At 55.2% G+C, this 18,991-nt stretch carries 20 protein-coding genes; 12 read left to right on the top strand and 8 right to left on the bottom strand.

The genetic code is table 11. The features are described 5' to 3' along the window. Nucleotides 1-3 precede the first annotated feature (3 nt). On the top strand, nucleotides 4-1,449 hold the full coding sequence (gene tldD / locus LBF07_RS09190; RefSeq protein WP_029740073.1) for a metalloprotease TldD: 1,446 nt from the start codon (nucleotides 4-6) through the stop codon (nucleotides 1,447-1,449). Nucleotides 1,450-1,526: 77 nt separating this feature from the next. Here tldD and aaeR read toward each other — a convergent pair whose 3' ends face one another. Beyond that, nucleotides 1,527-2,453, bottom strand: a complete 927-nt coding sequence (aaeR, locus tag LBF07_RS09185; RefSeq protein ID WP_094934480.1) for an HTH-type transcriptional activator AaeR — start codon at nucleotides 2,451-2,453, stop codon at nucleotides 1,527-1,529. Nucleotides 2,454-2,632: 179 nt separating this feature from the next. On the opposite strand from aaeR, the gene aaeX reads away from it, so the two are divergent. The 5 genes from aaeX to LBF07_RS09160 all read left to right on the top strand — a co-directional run bounded on the left by aaeX (nucleotide 2,633) and on the right by LBF07_RS09160 (nucleotide 7,612). Continuing rightward, nucleotides 2,633-2,836, top strand: a complete 204-nt coding sequence (gene aaeX, locus LBF07_RS09180; protein ID WP_003860416.1) for a p-hydroxybenzoic acid efflux pump operon protein AaeX — start codon at nucleotides 2,633-2,635, stop codon at nucleotides 2,834-2,836. Between the two features lie 7 nt (nucleotides 2,837-2,843). Continuing rightward, nucleotides 2,844-3,776: a p-hydroxybenzoic acid efflux pump subunit AaeA gene (aaeA, locus tag LBF07_RS09175; RefSeq protein ID WP_023309394.1), complete on the top strand. Its 933-nt coding sequence runs from the start codon at nucleotides 2,844-2,846 to the stop codon at nucleotides 3,774-3,776. A gap of 5 nt (nucleotides 3,777-3,781) precedes the next feature. Continuing rightward, complete coding sequence (aaeB, locus tag LBF07_RS09170) at nucleotides 3,782-5,749, top strand: p-hydroxybenzoic acid efflux pump subunit AaeB (protein WP_112778135.1); 1,968 nt, start codon at nucleotides 3,782-3,784, stop codon at nucleotides 5,747-5,749. Between the two features lie 90 nt (nucleotides 5,750-5,839). Continuing rightward, nucleotides 5,840-7,294 (top strand): NAD-dependent succinate-semialdehyde dehydrogenase, encoded by a 1,455-nt coding sequence (locus tag LBF07_RS09165; RefSeq protein ID WP_094934478.1) that lies wholly within the window; start codon nucleotides 5,840-5,842, stop codon nucleotides 7,292-7,294. A 45-nt stretch (nucleotides 7,295-7,339) separates the two neighbouring features. Continuing rightward, nucleotides 7,340-7,612, top strand: a complete 273-nt coding sequence (locus tag LBF07_RS09160) for a barstar family protein (RefSeq protein ID WP_023309391.1) — start codon at nucleotides 7,340-7,342, stop codon at nucleotides 7,610-7,612. 61 nt (nucleotides 7,613-7,673) lie between these two features. Here the strand turns inward: LBF07_RS09160 and yhcN (LBF07_RS09155) are convergent, their stop codons facing one another. The 3 genes from yhcN (LBF07_RS09155) to argR form a co-directional block, all read right to left on the bottom strand. Further along, a complete protein-coding gene (yhcN, locus tag LBF07_RS09155) occupies nucleotides 7,674-7,940 on the bottom strand; it encodes a peroxide/acid stress response protein YhcN (RefSeq protein WP_032659672.1) in 267 nt (88 codons plus the stop codon). Nucleotides 7,941-8,050: 110 nt separating this feature from the next. Continuing rightward, complete coding sequence (gene yhcN / locus LBF07_RS09150) at nucleotides 8,051-8,314, bottom strand: peroxide/acid stress response protein YhcN (protein ID WP_045888042.1); 264 nt, start codon at nucleotides 8,312-8,314, stop codon at nucleotides 8,051-8,053. A 375-nt stretch (nucleotides 8,315-8,689) separates the two neighbouring features. Beyond that, nucleotides 8,690-9,160: a transcriptional regulator ArgR gene (gene argR / locus LBF07_RS09145; RefSeq protein WP_023309388.1), complete on the bottom strand. Its 471-nt coding sequence runs from the start codon at nucleotides 9,158-9,160 to the stop codon at nucleotides 8,690-8,692. A 397-nt stretch (nucleotides 9,161-9,557) separates the two neighbouring features. Here argR and mdh point away from each other — a divergent pair, with 397 nt between their 5' ends. Next, the gene (mdh, locus tag LBF07_RS09140) at nucleotides 9,558-10,496 is read left to right on the top strand and encodes a malate dehydrogenase (protein ID WP_023309387.1); all 939 of its coding nucleotides are present in this window, start codon (nucleotides 9,558-9,560) and stop codon (nucleotides 10,494-10,496) included. Between the two features lie 57 nt (nucleotides 10,497-10,553). On the opposite strand, the gene degS is transcribed toward mdh, so the two are convergent. From degS to zapG, 3 genes are all read right to left on the bottom strand, one after another. Continuing rightward, on the bottom strand, nucleotides 10,554-11,621 hold the full coding sequence (gene degS, locus LBF07_RS09135; protein WP_023309386.1) for an outer membrane-stress sensor serine endopeptidase DegS: 1,068 nt from the start codon (nucleotides 11,619-11,621) through the stop codon (nucleotides 10,554-10,556). A 91-nt stretch (nucleotides 11,622-11,712) separates the two neighbouring features. Then, complete coding sequence (degQ, locus tag LBF07_RS09130; RefSeq protein WP_094934477.1) at nucleotides 11,713-13,080, bottom strand: serine endoprotease DegQ; 1,368 nt, start codon at nucleotides 13,078-13,080, stop codon at nucleotides 11,713-11,715. 171 nt (nucleotides 13,081-13,251) lie between these two features. Next, the gene (gene zapG / locus LBF07_RS09125; protein WP_008502832.1) at nucleotides 13,252-13,650 is read right to left on the bottom strand and encodes a Z-ring associated protein ZapG; all 399 of its coding nucleotides are present in this window, start codon (nucleotides 13,648-13,650) and stop codon (nucleotides 13,252-13,254) included. A gap of 189 nt (nucleotides 13,651-13,839) precedes the next feature. Here zapG and zapE point away from each other — a divergent pair, with 189 nt between their 5' ends. The 5 genes from zapE (at nucleotide 13,840) to sspB (ending at nucleotide 17,542) form a co-directional block, all read left to right on the top strand. Beyond that, nucleotides 13,840-14,964, top strand: a complete 1,125-nt coding sequence (gene zapE / locus LBF07_RS09120; RefSeq protein ID WP_094934476.1) for a cell division protein ZapE — start codon at nucleotides 13,840-13,842, stop codon at nucleotides 14,962-14,964. A 291-nt stretch (nucleotides 14,965-15,255) separates the two neighbouring features. Next, entirely contained in the window at nucleotides 15,256-15,684 is a 429-nt protein-coding gene (gene rplM, locus LBF07_RS09115; protein ID WP_006178824.1) for a 50S ribosomal protein L13, read from the top strand. Between the two features lie 15 nt (nucleotides 15,685-15,699). Further along, nucleotides 15,700-16,092 (top strand): 30S ribosomal protein S9, encoded by a 393-nt coding sequence (gene rpsI, locus LBF07_RS09110; RefSeq protein ID WP_003860436.1) that lies wholly within the window; start codon nucleotides 15,700-15,702, stop codon nucleotides 16,090-16,092. Between the two features lie 308 nt (nucleotides 16,093-16,400). Beyond that, nucleotides 16,401-17,039 carry a stringent starvation protein SspA gene (sspA, locus tag LBF07_RS09105; protein ID WP_014885418.1) on the top strand — a complete coding sequence of 213 codons (639 nt, stop codon included), beginning with the start codon at nucleotides 16,401-16,403 and terminating at the stop codon, nucleotides 17,037-17,039. Between the two features lie 5 nt (nucleotides 17,040-17,044). Then, nucleotides 17,045-17,542 (top strand): ClpXP protease specificity-enhancing factor, encoded by a 498-nt coding sequence (gene sspB, locus LBF07_RS09100; protein WP_029740078.1) that lies wholly within the window; start codon nucleotides 17,045-17,047, stop codon nucleotides 17,540-17,542. Nucleotides 17,543-17,572: 30 nt separating this feature from the next. Here sspB and gltD read toward each other — a convergent pair whose 3' ends face one another. After that, nucleotides 17,573-18,991 carry a glutamate synthase subunit GltD gene (gene gltD / locus LBF07_RS09095; RefSeq protein ID WP_023309377.1) on the bottom strand — a complete coding sequence of 473 codons (1,419 nt, stop codon included), beginning with the start codon at nucleotides 18,989-18,991 and terminating at the stop codon, nucleotides 17,573-17,575.

Raw genomic sequence — 18,991 nt, 5'->3', positions numbered from 1 at the left:
ACGATGAGTCTGAACCTGGTAAGTGAACATTTGCTCGCAGCGAACGGCCTGAGCCATCAGGACCTGTTCTCCATTCTTGGTCAACTGACCGAACGCCGTCTCGACTACGGCGACCTTTATTTCCAGTCGAGCTATCACGAATCCTGGGTTTTAGAAGACAGCATCATCAAAGATGGCTCCTACAACATTGACCAGGGCGTCGGCGTCCGTGCCGTCAGCGGCGAGAAAACCGGTTTTGCCTATGCCGATCAGATTAGCCTCACCGCACTCGAGCAGAGCGCGCAGGCCGCACGTACCATTGTGCGTGATACCGGCGATGGTCGCGTGAAAACCCTGGGAGAAGTGCAGCACTCAGCGCTTTATACCAGCATCGATCCGCTGCAGAGCATGAGCCGTGAAGAGAAGCTGGATATCCTGCGTCGGGTGGACAAAGTCGCCCGCGCGGCGGATAAACGCGTGCAGGAAGTTTCAGCCAGCCTGAGCGGCGTGTATGAGTTGATTCTGGTTGCGGCAACGGATGGTACCCTTGCGGCAGACGTTCGCCCGCTGGTGCGCCTCTCTATCAGCGTGCAGGTCGATGACGACGGCAAACGCGAGCGCGGCTCAAGCGGCGGCGGCGGTCGTTTCGGCTATGACTGGTTCCTGGGCGACGTTGACGGTGAAGCACGCGCCGACGCGTGGGCGAAAGAAGCCGTGCGCATGGCGCTGGTGAATCTGAATGCCGTCGCGGCGCCGGCGGGCTCATTCCCGGTGGTGCTGGGCGCCGGCTGGCCGGGCGTACTGTTACACGAAGCCGTAGGCCACGGCCTGGAAGGCGACTTTAACCGTCGCGGGACGTCCGTGTTCAGCGGTCAGATCGGGCAGCTTGTCTCCTCTGAGCTGTGCACCGTTGTGGATGACGGCACCATGCGCGATCGTCGCGGCTCGGTGGCTATCGACGATGAAGGTACGCCAGGCCAGTACAATGTGCTGATCGAAAACGGCGTGCTGAAAGGCTACATGCAGGACAAACTCAATGCGCGCCTGATGGGCGTCGCGCCGACGGGCAACGGACGCCGTGAATCTTACGCGCATCTGCCGATGCCGCGCATGACCAACACGTACATGCTGCCGGGCAAATCGACGCCGCAGGAGATTATCGAATCCGTCGATTACGGTATCTTTGCGCCAAACTTTGGCGGCGGCCAGGTGGACATCACCTCCGGTAAGTTTGTTTTCTCCACGTCAGAAGCGTATCTGATCGAGAAAGGCAAAGTGACCAAAGCGGTGAAGGGTGCGACGCTGATTGGCTCCGGCATTGAAGCCATGCAGCAGATCTCCATGGTCGGTAACGATCTGAAGCTGGATAACGGCGTGGGCGTCTGCGGTAAAGAGGGCCAGAGCCTGCCGGTTGGCGTGGGCCAGCCAACGCTGAAGGTGGACAACCTGACGGTGGGCGGCACGGCGTAATTTCCTGACCCTCTCCCCAAAGGGGAGAGGGGGCTGCTCCGCGCTGTCTTTTCTCCCTCGTCCTTATGGAAAAAGGCCTACTCTTTCCTTCTCCCCCGCATCCCCTGAAACAGCTCCGCCACGTCCACAAAATATTCGGTCAGATAGTTAATACACACCTGAACCTTGAGCGGGAGTTTGTCTTTTTCGGTATACAGGGCGTACACCGGACGCGGATCGGACTGATAGCGCGGGAAGAGGATCTCCAGCACGCCGCTGTTGATCTCGTTGATCACCCACATTAACGGCACGTAGGCGATCCCGGCGCCGGCCACCAGCCAGCGTGAAATCGTCATCGGATCGTTAGTGACAAACCGCCCTTCCGGCAGCAGTTTGGTAGAAATCCCTTCCGGGGCAATCAGCTCAAATTCATTATCGGGCCGCACGCTGTACTCCAGCCACGAGTGGTTGGTGAGATCGCCGGGTTTCTCCGGAACGCCGTACTGCGCCAGATAGCTTTTCGAGGCGCAGACGACCATCGGCATGCTGCCCAGCCGTCGCGAGAACAGGCTGGAATCCTGCAACGCGCCGACGCGGATCACCACGTCCAGCCCGTCGGCAATCAGATCCGGCGCCGGGATACCCGTCACCAGATTGACGGTAAGCCCGGGATACTCTTTCAGCATATCCGCGGTCATGGCAGCGAGAACATTTTGTGCCATAGTTGAAGAACACCCGATGCGCAGCGTGCCGATAGGGGTGTTGTTGAAGGCATACAGCTGTTCGTGAACATCCTGCACTTCAAGCAGCATGCGGCGACAGCCCTGATAGTAAATTTTACCCGCTTCGGTCAGCCCAATGCTGCGGGTACTGCGGTTGAGCAGCTTGACCTGAAGCTCATCTTCCAGTTTGGACACCGTCTGGCTGATGGATGAGACGCTCATCTGAAGCTGGCGGGCAGCGGCGGTAAACGAGCCCAGCTCAACCACTTTGGCGAAGACCGACATGCGTTTTAAACGTTCCATTGTTCACTCTGGCTTAAAAGTGATTTAGATCACATATTATAGATAACAGCATAACAGTTACGTTAATATATTATTAATTACATAACGGCTGCGCCATTCTCGCCCGGCGTTTCTTGCTCTCCTGCGGTGGCGTGCGCTAAAAAATTCTGAAGCCTGCACTCTCTCTTATCAAGGTCAACATGAGTCTGTTTCCCGTTATCGTGGTGTTCGGTCTGTCGTTCCCACCGATATTTTTCGAGCTTCTTTTATCACTGGCGATCTTCTGGCTGGTGCGCAAGGTGCTGGTCCCTACCGGGATCTACGATTTCGTCTGGCACCCTGCATTGTTCAATACCGCGCTGTATTGCTGCCTGTTTTATCTGATATCGCGCATGTTTGTCTGAGGTTGATGTGAAAACGCTAACAAGAAAAATCTCCCGCACTGCCATCACAATGGCGCTGGTTATCCTCGCCTTCATCGCTATTTTCCGCGCCTGGGTTTATTACACCGAATCACCGTGGACGCGTGATGCACGCTTCAGCGCCGATGTGGTGGCAATAGCCCCTGACGTGGCCGGCCTTATCACGGCGGTCAACGTCCACGATAACCAGCTGGTGAAAAAAGATCAGGTCCTGTTCACCATCGACCAGCCTCGTTACCAGAAAGCGCTGGAAGAGGCGGAAGCGGACGTGGCCTATTATCAGGCGCTGGCTGCGGAGAAACGCCGCGAGGCAGGGCGCCGTAATCAGCTGGGCGTTCAGGCAATGTCCCGCGAAGAGATTGACCAGTCCAACAACGTGCTGCAAACCGTGCTGCACCAGCTGGCGAAAGCGCAGGCAACGCGCGATCTGGCGAAGCTCGATCTCGAGCGCACCGTGATCCGCGCGCCATCCGATGGTTGGGTCACCAACCTTAACGTCTATGCCGGGGAATTCATTACCCGTGGCTCTACCGCCGTGGCGCTGGTTAAACAGAACTCCTTCTACGTGCTCGCCTATATGGAAGAGACCAAGCTGGAAGGCGTGCGCCCAGGTTACCGGGCGGAAATCACGCCGCTCGGCAGCAACCGCGTCTTTAAAGGCACCGTCGACAGCGTTGCCGCAGGGGTGACTAATTCCAGCAGTTCTAACGATGCCAAAGGGATGGCGACGGTCGATTCCAACCTGGAGTGGGTGCGTCTGGCCCAGCGCGTGCCGGTACGTATTCATCTGGATGAACAGCAGGGAAATCTGTGGCCTGCGGGTACCACGGCGACGGTGGTGATCACCGGTGAAAAGGACCGGGATGCCAGCCAGGACTCGTTCTTCCGTAAAATTGCCCACCGCCTGCGCGAGTTTGGTTAATCGCCATGGGTATCTTTTCCATCGCCAGCCAGCACATTCGCTTCGCCGTGAAGCTGGCGTGCGCCATCGTGCTGGCGCTGTTTGTTGGCTTTCACTTCCAGCTTGAAACCCCTCGCTGGGCAGTGCTGACGGCTGCGATTGTTGCAGCGGGCCCGGCCTTTGCCGCGGGCGGTGAGCCCTATTCTGGCGCGATCCGCTATCGCGGGATGCTGCGTATCATCGGGACGTTTATCGGCTGTTTCGCGGCGCTGACCATTATTATTTTGATGATCCGCACCCCGCTGCTGATGCTGATGGTGTGCTGTATCTGGGCGGGTTTCTGCACCTGGCTCTCGTCTCTGGTGAAAGTGGAGAACTCCTACGCCTGGGGACTGGCGGGCTATACCGCGCTGATTATTGTCATCACTATCCAAAGTGAACCGCTGCTCGCCCCGCAGTTTGCGGTTGAGCGCTGCAGCGAGATTGTGATTGGTATTGTCAGCGCGATCGTCGCTGACCTGCTTTTCTCCCCGCGCTCCATCAAGCAGGAAGTCGACCGTGAGCTCGACGCGCTGATTGTTGCCCAGTATCAGCTGATGCAGCTGTGCATTAAGCATGGCGACAGCGAAGAGGTGGATAAAGCCTGGAGCGGGCTGGTACGTCGTACGCAGGCGCTGGAAGGAATGCGCAGCAACCTTAATATGGAGTCGTCGCGCTGGGCCCGCGCGAATCGTCGCCTGAAAGCCCTCAACACCGTATCTCTGACGCTGATTACCCAGGCCTGTGAAACCTATCTGATTCAGAACACCCGGCCGGAAGTGGTCACCGATACGTTCCGCGAACTGTTTGCCGAGCCGGTGGAAACCGTACAGGACGTGCATAAGCAGCTTAAGCGCATGCGCCGGGTGATTGCCTGGACCGGGGAGCGCGACACGCCGGTAACCATCTACACCTGGGTCGGCGCCGCGACGCGCTATCTGCTTCTGAAGCGCGGCGTGATCGGTAACACCAAAATCAGCGCGGCGGAAGAAGAGGTGTTGCAGGGTGAAGTGGTGATCAAGGCGGAATCCGCCGAGCGCCATCACGCCATGGTCAATTTCTGGCGTACGACGCTTGCCTGCATGCTCGGCACGCTGTTCTGGCTGTGGACGGGCTGGACGTCCGGCAGCGGCGCGATGGTGATGATTGCCGTTGTGACCGCACTGGCGATGCGTCTGCCTAACCCGCGTATGGTCGCCATTGATTTCCTTTACGGCACGATTGCCGCGTTGCCGATAGGCGCGCTCTATTTCCTGGTCATCATCCCGTCGACGCAACAGAGCATGCTGCTGCTCTGTATTAGCCTGGCGGTAATGGCGTTCTTTATCGGCATTGAAGTGCAAAAGCGGCGTCTGGGATCGTTGGGGGCGCTGGCGAGTACGATTAACATCATCGTGCTCGATAACCCGATGACCTTCCATTTCAGCCAGTTCCTCGACAGCGCGTTAGGCCAGCTGGTGGGCTGCTTCCTGGCCATGATGGTGATACTGCTGGTGCGGGATAACTCGCAGGCAAGAACGGGCCGCGTGCTGCTGAACCAGTTCGTGTCGGCTGCCGTGTCGTCTTTGACAACCAATACCGCGCGCCGTAAAGAGAACCACCTGCCCGCGCTCTACCAGCAGCTGTTTTTGCTGCTGAACAAGTTCCCGGGCGATATCGCGAAGTTCCGCCTGGCGTTAACCATGATCATTGCGCACCAGCGTTTGCGTAACGCGCCCGTGCCGATCAACGACGATTTGTCGGCATACCACCGCCAGCTGCGTCGTACCGCCGATCACGTGCTTTCTGCCAGCAGCGATGACAAACGGCGTCGCTACTTTACGCAGCTGCTTGAAGAGCTCGATACCTATCAGGAAAAGCTCAAGCACTGGGAGGCGCCGCCTCAGGTGACCGAGCCGGTAGGACGGCTGGTGTTTATGCTGCATCGCTACCAGAATGCCCTCACGGATAACTGACTGAAGTAAAAAAACCGACGCCAAAAGCGTCGGTTTTTTTGTGGCTATACTTATCCCAGCACGTTCTTACATTTCAGAAAGGGAGAACACATGACGACCCAGGCGCTTCAGGACCACATCCTTTTTCAGACCGGTTATCTGGTCAACGGAATCTGGAAAACGCTGGATACAACCTTTGATGTGCTGAATCCCGCGACCGGCGAGGTCATTGCTAAAGTCGCAAAAGCGGGTAAAGCGCAAACCGAAGACGCTATTGCAGCGGCTACCCAGGCCTTCCCGGCATGGCGTGCCAAAACCGCGAAAGAACGCTCGGCGATTCTCTACCGCTGGTACGAACTGATTATTGAGAATAAAAGCTGGCTCGGGCGGTTGATGACCACAGAACAGGGCAAACCCCTGAAAGAAGCGGAGGGAGAAGTCGAGTACGCCGCCAGCTTTATCCAGTGGTTTGCCGAAGAGGCCAAACGCGCGAACGGTGAAATTATTCCGCCGATCAAACCCGGCTCACGCATTCTGGCGACACGTGAACCCATTGGCGTGGTCGCGGCGATTACGCCGTGGAACTTCCCGATGGCCATGCTCACCCGCAAGTTAGGCCCGGCGCTGGCAGCAGGATGCACCGGGGTCATTAAACCGGCCAATAACACGCCGCTCAGCGCATTTGCGCTGCTTACGCTGGCGAAACAGGCCGGTGTGCCCGACGGTGTTCTCAACGCCGTCGCCGGGAATACGCATGAAATCAGCGATGCGATCATGGCAAGCCGCGACGTGCGTAAAATCTCCTTTACCGGCTCAACCTCCGTCGGCAAAACGCTGGTGCGTAACGCCGCAGAAACCATGAAAAAAGTCTCGATGGAGCTGGGGGGAAATGCCCCGTATATCGTTTTTGAGGATGCGGATATCGACGCAGCGGTTAAGGGCGCGATCGCCAACAAGTTCCGCAATGCCGGGCAGGTCTGCGTCAGCGTGAACCGTTTTTATATTCAGGAAACCGTCTACGACAAATTTGTGAATAAACTCGCCGATGCGGTGAAGGCGCTGAAGGTGGGTAATGGTCTTGAGGAGGGGGTGGTCGTCGGGCCGCTGATTGAACCTTCTGCGGTCAACAAGGTGCGTGAACATATCGACGACGCCGTTGCCCGGGGCGCAACCGTACTGGCTGGGGGTAAGCCCCATCCGCTTGGCGGGAATTTCTGGATGCCAACCGTGCTGGGCGACTGCCATGAAGGCATGAAGCTGGCAGAAGAAGAGACGTTTGGCCCGGTGGCGGCGTGCTTCCGTTTCACCTCGGAAGATGAAGTCATCCAGCGCGCCAACAACACGCCCTATGGGCTGGCGGCTTACTTCTATACCCAGAATCTCTCACGGGTCTTCCGCGTTTCACAGGCCATCGAGAGCGGGATGATCGGCATCAACGAGTGCGCCGTCTCCACGGAGCTTGGGCCCTTTGGCGGCGTAAAAGAGTCAGGCCTTGGACGAGAGGGCTCCGTGCTGGGGCTGGAAGAGTATCTGGAAGTTAAAACCCTGCATATTGGGGGATTATAAAAGACAGGGCGGCATCTGCCGCTCGCCTGGACTGGGTGGCTGGCAATGAAAACCTATACGTTTGATTTTGACGAGATCGACAGTCAGGAAGACTTCTACCGTGAATTTATCCGGGCGTTTGATCTTGAACGGGAAAGCGTGACGAATCTGGATACGCTGTGGGACGTGGTCACCGGCAGTCAGTTGCCGCTACCGCTGGAAATTGAGTTCATCCATTTGCCCGATAAGCTGCGAAGACGTTTTGGCGCGCTGATCTTGCTGTTCGATGAAGCGGAAGAAGAGCTTGAAGGGCAGCTGCGCTTTAACGCGCGGCATTGAATGAAAAAAGCCCCTGACCATAAGGCCAGGGGCAAGTCGTATGATGAGATACGACGAGGGTTTATTTATACAGTTCTGCCGTTGCATGCCAGTGGTCACCCTGATTCAGTTCGGTGACGCGATAGCTGCTGGCGCCTGCTTTTTCAGCTTTGGCGGCAAGTTCGTGACGAATATCCATCGGTGAACCGGTGACAGACGTTACGGAGACGCTGCCCATACGCTGTAGATTTTGTGCCTGGTCGGCATTTACCTGCTGTACGGCTGCGCTCGCGCCGAAAGAGAGAACGGATGCCAGACCGAGGGTTGCGATGATCAATTTGGTTTTCATAGTCTTTACTCCTGAATAGGGTTTTTACTCAACGGCGAGAAGGGTTGAACCGCTATTTTTATGCCTGGTGCCGTTGAGTGGAGATTTACGTCTTCAGTTATTACTAAAACTTATTTGTACAGCTCAGCGGTGGCGTGCCAGTGGTCACCGGCACGCGCTTCGATGATGCGATAGGATGACGCACCCTGTTCTTCCGCTTTTTTGTTCAGCATCTCATGCATGTCCATTGGCGATGTGCCGACCGCGCCGACAGAAACCGTACCGATGGCCTGACGGGATTGCGCCTGGTCAGCATTGATAGAGTCAGCTGCGAAAGCACCGAATGACAGGACGGACAGGACGCTGAGCGCCGCTACAGTTGATTTGATTTTCATGATTTTTACCTCGTCGAATTTTTTAGTGGGGTCTTGTTTCGTGACCCTCATCACAAAATCAAGTATACACTAATAACGGTAAAAATTAATACCAGACTAATGGTTTCTATTGTTATTACGTGTTAACCAGTCTGTTTTTTATAACCAAATCGCATAATATTGGGCGTTTTTTGTTCATTTTAGTTGGTTATATCTAATAAAATCATATGGATATCAGCTTTTGATTTTTTGTGCGATTTTTTGATTTAGCATTCACCAGATGAATGTTAATAGGTGGTAAAAAGCACTATTTGTCAAAGTGAAGGGCAGTAGAAAAGAGGGGAGAACGCAGCGGAAGCAGAACGATCCCCGCAGCGGCGCTACGGGGAGAGGGGATTAGAGTTCCTGTTCGAACAGTACCAGAATGGCTTCGTGGAGATCTTTCACGGAGAAACCGCTAGCCGGTGTGGTAAAGATGGTGTCATCACCGGCGATAGTCCCGAGGATACCTTCCGTTTTACCCAGCGAGTCCAGCATGCGGGCAATGAGCTGCGCGGCACCCGGGCTTGTGTGGATCACCACGACGGCGTCGTTATGATCGATATCCAGAACCAGGTTTTTGAGCGGGCTGGAGGTGGTCGGCACGCCAAGTTCTGCCGGCAGGCAATAGACCATCTCCATCTTGGCGTTACGCGTACGCACCGCGCCAAATTTCGTTAACATGCGGGAGACTTTCGACTGGTTAATGTTATCGAAGCCTTGTTCCTGCAGCGCCTGAACAATTTCTCCCTGAGAACTGAATTTCTCTTCTTTGAGTAGCGCCTTAAAGGCCTTTACTAATTCTTCTTGCTTAGACGAGCTTCGCATAAGTCACCCGGAATATGACGATAGAAACAACATTATTATGCATGTGGATGAATTTTTATGCAAATTATCTACTCAGCGCCAGGCTGAAATAATGTTATGAAAGGGAGTGATTTTATCAGATTTCGTTATCAGAAAACATGCCTGGGTCACGCCGCGCAAATAAGCTTAAAAGTAAATTAAATGTTATCAAAATGATGTTGTTTTGGTGGCGGGGCAGGGTGTATTGTAACCACCTCTTAATGCGTTGCCCTCTGTCGTCAGATAGTCTTCTGGTGAGAGATAAAGTCGCGTGACCTCAAATTCTTTAGCTACGAAAATTGTAATTATTTACTTGCTGAATTATGGTCGCCGCAACGGATTTACAGATACTTAAGTTAACCATAATAAGGAGTTTAGGATGAAAGTCGCAGTCCTCGGCGCTGCTGGTGGTATCGGCCAGGCGCTTGCCCTACTACTGAAAACCCAACTGCCTTCAGGCTCAGAACTCTCCCTGTACGATATTGCTCCGGTAACCCCGGGTGTGGCGGTTGACCTGAGCCACATCCCGACTGCTGTAAAAATCAAAGGCTTCTCCGGTGAAGATGCACGTCCTGCGCTGCAGGGTGCCGACGTGGTGCTGATTTCTGCAGGCGTGGCGCGTAAGCCAGGCATGGATCGTTCAGACCTGTTCAACGTCAACGCGGGCATCGTGAAAAACCTGGTGCAGCAGATTGCAGAAATCTGCCCGAAAGCATGCATCGGGATCATCACTAACCCGGTGAACACCACCGTGGCTATCGCGGCAGAAGTGCTGAAGAAAGCGGGTGTTTACGACAAAAACAAACTGTTCGGCGTAACCACGCTGGATATCATCCGTTCCAACACCTTTGTTGCTGAGCTGAAAGGCAAGCAGCCTACAGAAGTGGAAGTACCGGTAATCGGCGGTCACTCTGGCGTCACCATCCTGCCTCTGCTGTCGCAGATCCCAGGCGTGAGCTTCACCGAGCAGGAAGTGGCTGACCTGACTAAACGCATCCAGAACGCGGGCACCGAAGTGGTGGAAGCGAAGGCGGGTGGCGGTTCTGCAACCCTGTCTATGGGTCAGGCGGCTGCGCGTTTTGGTCTGTCACTGGTTCGCGCTCTGCAGGGCGAGAAAGGCGTTGTTGAATGCGCTTACGTTGAAGGCGATGGCGAACACGCTCGCTTCTTCTCTCAGCCGCTGCTGCTGGGTAAAAACGGTATCGAAGAGCGTAAATCCATTGGTACGCTGAGCGCGTTTGAACAACACGCGATGGAAGGCATGCTGGATACGCTAAAGAAAGATATCACTCTGGGCGAAGAGTTCGTTAACAAGTAATACGAACCGTCTCCCGGTAAAAAAAACGGAGCTTATCGCTCCGTTTTTTTATGCCTGTCAGTTAGTGGCCGGGTATTCCTGAATCGTCACGTGCAGCGTCAGTTTCTTATCGTTGCGCATGACCTCAACAGGGATGATAGAACCCGGGCGAATTTCTGCCACCTGATCCATCGTCTCCAGCGCGGAGACCGCTGGCGTGCCGTTGACCGACACAATGACATCGTTTACCTGAATCCCCGCGTTAGCCGCCGGACCACCCGGTGCCACCTCGTTAACCACGATGCCCTGAATCTGATCGATACCGCCGCCCTGGGTATGCATCGGTGCAATTTCGCGCCCGCCGATACCGATATAGCCGCGGATCACACGTCCGTCGCGGATCAGTTTATCCATAATTTTGGTCGCCAGCTGGAACGGAATGGCAAAGCCGATCCCTTCCGGCGTCTCACCGTCGTTACTTTTATCGAACGAGAGGGTGTTGATACCCATCAGCTCGCCCAGCGAGTTGACCAGCGCCCCGCCGGAGTTACCGTGGTTGATGGAGGCATCGGTTTGCAGGAAGTTCTGCCGCCCGGAGGGGTTCAAACCGATACGACCGGTCGCGCTGATAATCCCCTGGGTGATGGTCTGGCCCAGGTTGTAAGGGTTACCGATAGCCAGTACGACGTCACCAATATGCGGGGTACGTTTACGGTTGATCGGGATGACCGGCAAACCGCCCGTGGCGTTAATTTTCAGAACGGCCAGGTCGGTCAGGCTGTCAGACCCAACGAGTAACGCCTCAAACACGCGGCCATCCTGCAGGGCGACGATGATCTGGTCAGCATCGTTAATCACGTGCTTGTTGGTAATAATGTAGCCGCGCTCGTCCATGATTACGCCGGAGCCGAGGGTACGGATCTCCAGCTGGTTATGGGCTGAGGTATTCAGACCACGGTTATAGACGTTAACCACGGCAGGTGCGGCACGGCGGACGGCCTGGTTATAGGTGGCCGGCGTTTCATCCGTGCTATCGAACTGGGGAGCCGACAGTTTATTGAACTGACGTAAAGACGGCAGCGCCAGCAGCAGCAGGCCAGCGACAATCAAACCGATGACAGTAGAACGTAAGAGCTTTAAAAGCATGATGCGCGTGTCGTTAAAAAAGGAACGATTTGCAGCATAACATGAGTTATCCGGACATCACACGCAGCGGTGATGTCCGGGTCGCAAATGCTTAGCGCAACAGAATATAGATGGACTCATTGCCACGCATGACCTGCAGGGCAATAACCGCTGGTTTGCTTTCCAGCACCTTGCGCAGTTCGGCAATAGACTGCACGCGGTTGCGGTTTACACCGATAATCACGTCATCCTGATGCAATCCGGCCTGTGCGGCAGGGCTGCTCTTCTCGACGGTGTCGATGCTGATGCCTTTCGTACCGTCCTTCAGCTGCCCGTCGCTCAACGTAGCCCCCTGTAGCGCCGGGGCGATAAGCTCCGCGCTGGCCGAGGAAGAGGTGCTCTTATCCAGCGTCACCTCAACGTCAAGCGGCTTACCGTCACGTATCAGGCCCAGCTTCACTTTGGCGCCTGGTTCCGTTGTGGCAATCCGCGAACGCAGTTCTGCAAAGCTGTTCAGCGGTTTGTCGTTCAGGCTGACGATCACATCTCCCGATTTCACGCCCGCTTTTGCCGAGCCGGAGTTTGGCAGCACTTCACTGACAAACGCCCCGCGCTGTACGTTGATATTGAACGCTTTTGCGATATCCGCGCTCATCTCCATACCTTTAATACCCAGCAGTCCGCGTTTGATTTCACCGAACTGGATCAGCTGCTGCGCCAGGGTTTTGGCCATGTTGCTGGGGATAGCAAAACCGATCCCGATGCTGCCGCCGCCCGGGGCCAGAATCGCCGTGTTAATCCCAATCAGCTCGCCGTTAAGGTTGAGCAATGCTCCGCCGGAGTTACCCCGGTTGATTGAGGCATCGGTCTGGATAAAGTTTTCCAGCCCTTCCAGATTGAGGCCGCTGCGCCCGAGCGCCGAGACGATCCCGGAGGTGGCGGTCTGCCCTAAACCAAAGGGGTTGCCCACGGCGACGGCAAAATCGCCGACGCGCAGTTTGTCTGAGTCCGCGATGGCAATCTGGGTGAGGTTGCTCGGATTTTGCACCTGCAGCAGCGCGATGTCGCTCTGGTCATCGCCGCCGATCAGTTTGGCATCAAATTCACGGCCATCGTTCAGCTGGACGCCGATCTTATCGGCCTGGCTGATGACGTGGTTGTTGGTCAGGATATAGCCTTTTGCCGCATCAATAATGACGCCAGAACCCAGGCCTTCAAAAGGCTGAGCCTGCTGGTCGGGAGACTCATCGCCAAAATATTTTTTCAGTTCTTCAGGGACGCGTTGGCTTTGTACTGCGGTGCCCTCAACCTGAACGCTGACGACCGCCGGCAACACTTTTTCCAGCATAGGCGCGAGGCTTGGAATGGCCGCCTGGCCAGGCACCTGGGAGGGAATGGCGGCAAATACAGGGACGGATGCCGAGAGAGATAACCCGACACTTAACGCGATAGCGCTCAACAGCTGGTTTTTTTTCTTCATCGATGTTGACTCTCGTAACCTGGAATAAAGGAAAAACGGCCCTAAAAACACGTTGATGTTATTGAATTTTAAACTGCTGAACAATGAGGTGTTTAACTAAATGATAGCTGGGGTCATCAGGAAAGGACGGGCGCAATCGCTGCGCCCGTAAAATAAATTCAGGTTGTGCGATTAATCGCGTTTTACACCGCCGCGCAGCAGGCCGGACGCGCCATCGGAATAGTCGCGAGGCATCTGAACGGGCGCCTGATCGTTACCGGCTTCAGAGTCAGCCAGACGGTTGCGGAATGGGTTGGTTTCCGCGGTCATTTCCGGCAGCAGGCTGCTGGAGCTTTTTGCCATATGTTGATAAAGCTGACGATAGTCGGTTGCCATGTTGTCCAGCAGCTCGGCGCTACGGGCAAAGTGGCTGACCAGCTCTTCACGATACTCTTCCAGCTCGGCTTTGTTCTTTTCCAGTTCGTACTGCAGTGACTGCTGCTGACGCAATTTGCGATTACCGAAACGCATGGCCACAGCACCGATGACGATGCCGACGACTAAACCGATTAGCGCATATTCCCAGGTCATGAACTTCTCCCGTTGTCTTGTTGTTCCGTAGGGTGTTGGCTCGGCTCCTGCCTGTGCCTGATAATGCCACTATAACCGCTATTTCTGCAGAAGTGGAATCCTGACGTATCATCGCGTAGTGTAGAACGGCCTTTTTTTCATCAGTCACGTCTGCTGGTGAGCGTTAATTGAAGGAATAACAATAAGATTATGCAAAACCTGTCCCCTGCATCGCGATATCAACTGGCCCTTAACGAGGGCACTCATCAGCCTGATGATGTTCAACGTGAGGCGGTAAACCGTCTGGAGATGATTTATCAGGAGCTCACGACAAAACCCGCTGAAGTCGAACAGAACGGTGGGCTAAAGGCGGCGTTTGGGCGGTTGCTCGGTAAAAAAGCGCCACAGGCTCACGCGCCGGTGCGCGGTTTATATATGTGGGGCGGGGTCGGTCGCGGAAAAACCTGGCTGATGGACATGTTCTATCTGAGCCTGCCTGGCGCACGTAAACAGCGTCTGCACTTCCATCGTTTTATGCTGCGGGTGCATGAAGAGTTGACCGCACTGCAGGGCAAAAGCGATCCGCTGGAGATTGTGGCCGACAGGTTCAAGGCGGAAACGGACGTGCTCTGCTTCGACGAGTTTTTTGTGTCCGACATCACCGATGCCATGCTGTTAGGCGGCCTGATGAAAGCGCTATTTGCCCGCGGGATCACGCTGGTGGCCACGTCGAATATCCCGCCGGATGAGCTCTATCGTAATGGCCTGCAGCGGGCACGCTTCCTGCCCGCCATCGATGCCATCAAGCAGCACTGCGACATCATGAACGTCGATGCCGGTGTCGATTATCGTCTGCGCACGCTGACCCAGGCGCATCTGTGGCTTTCGCCGTTAAATGCAGAGACCACCCGCGAGATGGATACACTCTGGCTGGCGCTGGCGGGAGCAAAACGCGAGCACGCCCCGGAGCTCGAGATTAACCATCGACCGCTGCCCACACTCGGCGTCGAAAACCAAACGCTGGCGGTCTCCTTTACGACGCTCTGCGTGGATGCCCGCAGCCAGCACGACTACATTGCGCTTTCGCGTCTGTTCCACACCGTGATGGTGCTGGACGTGCCGGTGATGACGCGGCTGATGGAGAGCGAAGCACGGCGCTTCATTGCGCTGGTGGACGAGTTTTATGAGCGCCACGTCAAGCTGGTGGTCAGCGCTGAGGCACCTTTATATGAGATTTACCAGGGCGAGCGGCTGAAATTCGAGTTCCAGCGCTGCCTGTCGCGCCTGCAGGAGATGCAGAGCGAGGAATACCTGAAGCTGGAGCATATGCCGTAACAAATGCCACCCTCTCCCGTGGGAGAGGGGCTGGGGGTGAGGGCACCAGACCGCACAATACCCACCCTCGAAAAACCCATTCCAAATCACATTTAAGGGTCGATCTTTGACCTCAACTTCTCTATAATCTTGCGACCCCACGTTACGAGAAGGTTTTTTTCCCGAAACTTTCTATGTGTCGGCATGTGCTATTCGAAGGGGTAGGTTTGCCGGACTTTGTCGTGTGAACCTCAACTGACTAAACGTTTGGGTGTTCACCAACGTGTAACTTATTATTTGGGTAAGCTTTTAATGAAAACTTTTACAGCTAAACCAGAAACCGTACAGCGCGACTGGTATGTTGTTGACGCGACCGGTAAAACTCTGGGCCGTCTGGCTACTGAACTGGCTCGTCGCCTGCGCGGTAAGCATAAAGCGGAATACACTCCGCACGTTGATACCGGTGATTACATCATCGTTCTGAACGCTGATAAAGTTGCTGTAACCGGCAACAAGCGTACTGACAAAGTGTACTATCACCACACCGGCCACATCGGTGGTATCAAAGAAGCGACCTTTGAAGAGATGATTGCCCGCCGTCCTGAGCGTGTGATTGAAATCGCGGTTAAAGGCATGCTGCCAAAAGGCCCGCTGGGTCGTGCTATGTTCCGTAAACTGAAAGTTTACGCAGGCAACGAGCACAACCACGCGGCACAGCAACCGCAAGTTCTTGACATCTAATCGGGATTATAGGCAATGGCTGAAAATCAATACTACGGCACTGGTCGCCGCAAAAGTTCCGCAGCTCGCGTTTTCATCAAACCGGGCAGTGGTAAAATCGTAATCAACCAGCGTTCTCTGGAACAATACTTCGGTCGCGAAACTGCCCGCATGGTAGTTCGCCAGCCGCTGGAACTGGTTGATATGGTAGAAAAACTGGATCTGTACATCACCGTTAAAGGTGGTGGTATCTCCGGTCAGGCAGGTGCGATCCGTCACGGTATCACCCGCGCTCTGATGGAGTACGACGAATCCCTGCGTTCTGAACTGCGTAAAGCTGGCTTCGTTACTCGTGACGCGCGTCAGGTTGAACGTAAGAAAGTGGGTCTGCGTAAAGCACGTCGTCGTCCACAGTTCTCCAAACGTTAATCCATTCTGCTTACGCAGAACGATTGGCGAAAAACCCGCTTCGGCGGGTTTTTTTATGGATAATGCGCAGGTTATCCACAATATCCATGCATATATCTTCTCTTTTTCCACATTTCCAGAATCCCCTCACCACAAAGCCATCAAAATCTGGTAAACTATCATCCAATTTTCTGCCCAAATATCGGTGAATACTCGATTTTTGTTCGTTTCTTGAACAATGTGTTTTCTCTGGGATGGGCGATACAACATCTGGCTGGCCCCTGTTGGGCTGGTAGCAGTAAAAATTCTGAATATACCTGGAGGTTTTCATGGCTGTCGCTGCCAACAAACGTTCGGTAATGACGCTGTTTTCTGGTCCTACTGACATTTATAGCCATCAGGTTCGTATCGTGCTGGCCGAGAAGGGTGTCAGTTTTGAGATCGAGCATGTGGAAAAGGATAACCCGCCTCAGGATCTGATCGATCTCAACCCGAGCCAAAGCGTACCGACGCTGGTGGATCGCGAGCTGACCCTGTGGGAATCCCGTATCATTATGGAATATCTGGATGAGCGTTTCCCGCATCCGCCACTGATGCCTGTTTACCCTGTCGCGCGTGGTGAAAGCCGCCTGTACATGCAGCGTATCGAAAAAGACTGGTACTCGCTGATGAACGTGATTACCAGCGGTTCTGCTTCTGAAGCTGACGCTGCACGTAAACAACTGCGTGAAGAGCTGCTGGCGATCGCTCCTGTGTTTGGTCAGAAACCATTCTTCCTGAGCGATGAGTTCAGCCTGGTGGATTGCTACCTGGCACCACTGCTGTGGCGTCTGCCAACCCTGGGCGTAGAGTTCAGCGGTCCTGGCGCGAAAGAGCTGAAGGGCTATATGACTCGCGTATTTGAACGCGACTCTTTCCTGGCATCCTTAACTGAACCGGAACGTGAAATGCGTCTCGGCCGAGGCTAATGACTGTGGAAATGTCACAACTTACCCCACGCCGTCCTTATCTGCTGCGCGCCTTCTATGAATGGCTGCTGGATAACCAGCTCACGCCGCACCTGGTTGTGGATGTGACGTTGCCGGGTGTGCTGGTTCCTATGGAATATGCGCGTGACGGGCAGATCGTACTGAACATTGCGCCGCGTGCGGTGGGTAACCTGGAGCTGGCAAACGATGAAGTGCGCTTCAACGCGCGTTTCGGCGGCGTGCCGCGTCAGGTTTCCGTACCTCTGGCAGCCGTGCTGGCTATCTACGCGCGTGAAAACGGTGCGGGTACCATGTTCGAGCCGGAAGCGGCGTATGATGAAGATGTTGCCAGCCTGAATGATGACAACGCATCCGATGAGCGCGAAAGCGACACGGTGATGTCACTTATCGATGGTGATAAACCCGATCGTCACGACGACAATGACCCTGATGACGATCCGCCTCCGCGCGGTGGTCGTCCGGCTCTTCGCGTCGTGAAATAAAAAACAGGCCCAATCGGGCCTGTTTTTTTTTTACACTTCCAGGTAGTTCAGGATCCCGTCAGCCGCTTTACGACCTTCGGCAATCGCCGTTACCACCAGGTCAGAACCGCGAACAATATCGCCACCGGCGAAGATTTTCGGGTTGCTGGTCTGGAATGCGTTGTCGCTGCCTTCTGGCGCAATCACGCGGCCCTGCGAATCCAGCTCAACGCTGTGCTTCGCCAGCCATTCCATGCTGTGAGGACGGAAGCCGAACGCCATCACCACGGCATCGGCCGGGATCACGTGCTCAGAACCGGCGACGATCTCGGCGCGACGACGGCCTTTCGCATCCGGTGCGCCCATCTCAGTGCGCGCCATCTTCACACCGCTCACTTTACCGTTGGCATTCACTTCAATACCCAGAGGCTGGATGTTGAACTGGAACTCCACGCCCTCTTCACGCGCGTTTTTCACTTCGCGTTTAGAGCCCGGCATGTTCTCTTCGTCACGACGGTAGGCGCAGATCACGTGTGCCGCATTCTGACGAATGGAGGTACGCACGCAGTCCATCGCGGTATCACCGCCGCCCAGCACAACCACGCGTTTGCCTTCCATGCTGACGAACGGCTCATCGGCGGTTTCACCGTAGCCCATGATCTGCTTGGTGTTGGCAATCAGGAACGGCAGCGCGTCGTACACGCCCGGCGCGTCTTCGTTCTCCAGACCGCCGCGCATGGACTGATAGGTGCCCACGCCAAGGAACACGGCGTCGTAATCCTTCAGCAGGTCGTCGAGCTGCACGTCGCGGCCCACTTCCACGTTCAGTTTGAACTCAATGCCCATGCCGGTGAAGATTTCACGGCGACGGGTCATCACCTCTTTCTCCAGCTTGAAGGCCGGGATACCGAAGGTCAGCAGGCCGCCAATCTCCGGGTGGCGATCAAAGACCACCGCCTTCACGCCGTTACGGGTCAGCACGTCCGCACAGGCCAGGCCCGCCGGGCCCGCGCCGATGATGGCCACGCGCTTGTCGGTTTGCTTCACGCCGGTCATATCCGGACGCCAGCCCATCTCGAAGGCTTTATCGTTGATATAGCGCTCGATGTTGCCGATTGTCACCGCGCCGAACTCGTCGTTCAGCGTACAGGAACCTTCGCACAGACGGTCCTGAGGACACACGCGGCCGCACACTTCCGGCAGGGTGTTGGTCTGGTGAGACAGCTCGGCGGCTTCAAAAATACGTCCTTCGTTAGCCAGCTTCAGCCAGTTCGGGATGTAGTTATGTACCGGACATTTCCATTCGCAGTAAGGGTTCCCGCAGGACAGGCAGCGGTCTGCCTGTGCCTTGGCCTGGCCTTCTGAAAACGGCTCGTAGATTTCAACAAATTCAATTTTGCGGATCTTCAGCGGTTTCTTTGGCGGATCAACACGCTGCAGGTCGATAAACTGGTATACGTTCTGGCTCAT

The organism is Enterobacter cloacae complex sp. ECL352 (assembly GCF_020149545.1).
Classification (GTDB): Bacteria; Pseudomonadota; Gammaproteobacteria; order Enterobacterales; family Enterobacteriaceae; genus Enterobacter; species Enterobacter asburiae_B.
Note: the sequence above shows the minus strand (reverse complement) of the source record. Positions and strands in the feature narration are given on the sequence as shown.

Excerpts from the sequence above, each read along its gene's own strand:
- argR (WP_023309388.1), bottom strand. The coding sequence starts at position 9,160 with ATGCGAAGCTCGTCTAAGCAAGAAGAATTAGTAAAGGCCTTTAAGGCG.
- gltD (WP_023309377.1), bottom strand. The coding sequence starts at position 18,991 with ATGAGCCAGAACGTATACCAGTTTATCGACCTGCAGCGTGTTGATCCG.
- rplM (WP_006178824.1), top strand. The coding sequence starts at position 15,256 with ATGAAAACTTTTACAGCTAAACCAGAAACCGTACAGCGCGACTGGTAT.
- LBF07_RS09160 (WP_023309391.1), top strand. The coding sequence starts at position 7,340 with ATGAAAACCTATACGTTTGATTTTGACGAGATCGACAGTCAGGAAGAC.
- mdh (WP_023309387.1), top strand. The coding sequence starts at position 9,558 with ATGAAAGTCGCAGTCCTCGGCGCTGCTGGTGGTATCGGCCAGGCGCTT.
- aaeX (WP_003860416.1), top strand. The coding sequence starts at position 2,633 with ATGAGTCTGTTTCCCGTTATCGTGGTGTTCGGTCTGTCGTTCCCACCG.
- yhcN (WP_032659672.1), bottom strand. The coding sequence starts at position 7,940 with ATGAAAACCAAATTGATCATCGCAACCCTCGGTCTGGCATCCGTTCTC.
- aaeR (WP_094934480.1), bottom strand. The coding sequence starts at position 2,453 with ATGGAACGTTTAAAACGCATGTCGGTCTTCGCCAAAGTGGTTGAGCTG.
- aaeB (WP_112778135.1), top strand. The coding sequence starts at position 3,782 with ATGGGTATCTTTTCCATCGCCAGCCAGCACATTCGCTTCGCCGTGAAG.
- sspA (WP_014885418.1), top strand. The coding sequence starts at position 16,401 with ATGGCTGTCGCTGCCAACAAACGTTCGGTAATGACGCTGTTTTCTGGT.
- zapG (WP_008502832.1), bottom strand. The coding sequence starts at position 13,650 with ATGACCTGGGAATATGCGCTAATCGGTTTAGTCGTCGGCATCGTCATC.
- degQ (WP_094934477.1), bottom strand. The coding sequence starts at position 13,080 with ATGAAGAAAAAAAACCAGCTGTTGAGCGCTATCGCGTTAAGTGTCGGG.
- degS (WP_023309386.1), bottom strand. The coding sequence starts at position 11,621 with ATGCTTTTAAAGCTCTTACGTTCTACTGTCATCGGTTTGATTGTCGCT.
- LBF07_RS09165 (WP_094934478.1), top strand. The coding sequence starts at position 5,840 with ATGACGACCCAGGCGCTTCAGGACCACATCCTTTTTCAGACCGGTTAT.
- tldD (WP_029740073.1), top strand. The coding sequence starts at position 4 with ATGAGTCTGAACCTGGTAAGTGAACATTTGCTCGCAGCGAACGGCCTG.
- rpsI (WP_003860436.1), top strand. The coding sequence starts at position 15,700 with ATGGCTGAAAATCAATACTACGGCACTGGTCGCCGCAAAAGTTCCGCA.
- yhcN (WP_045888042.1), bottom strand. The coding sequence starts at position 8,314 with ATGAAAATCAAATCAACTGTAGCGGCGCTCAGCGTCCTGTCCGTCCTG.
- zapE (WP_094934476.1), top strand. The coding sequence starts at position 13,840 with ATGCAAAACCTGTCCCCTGCATCGCGATATCAACTGGCCCTTAACGAG.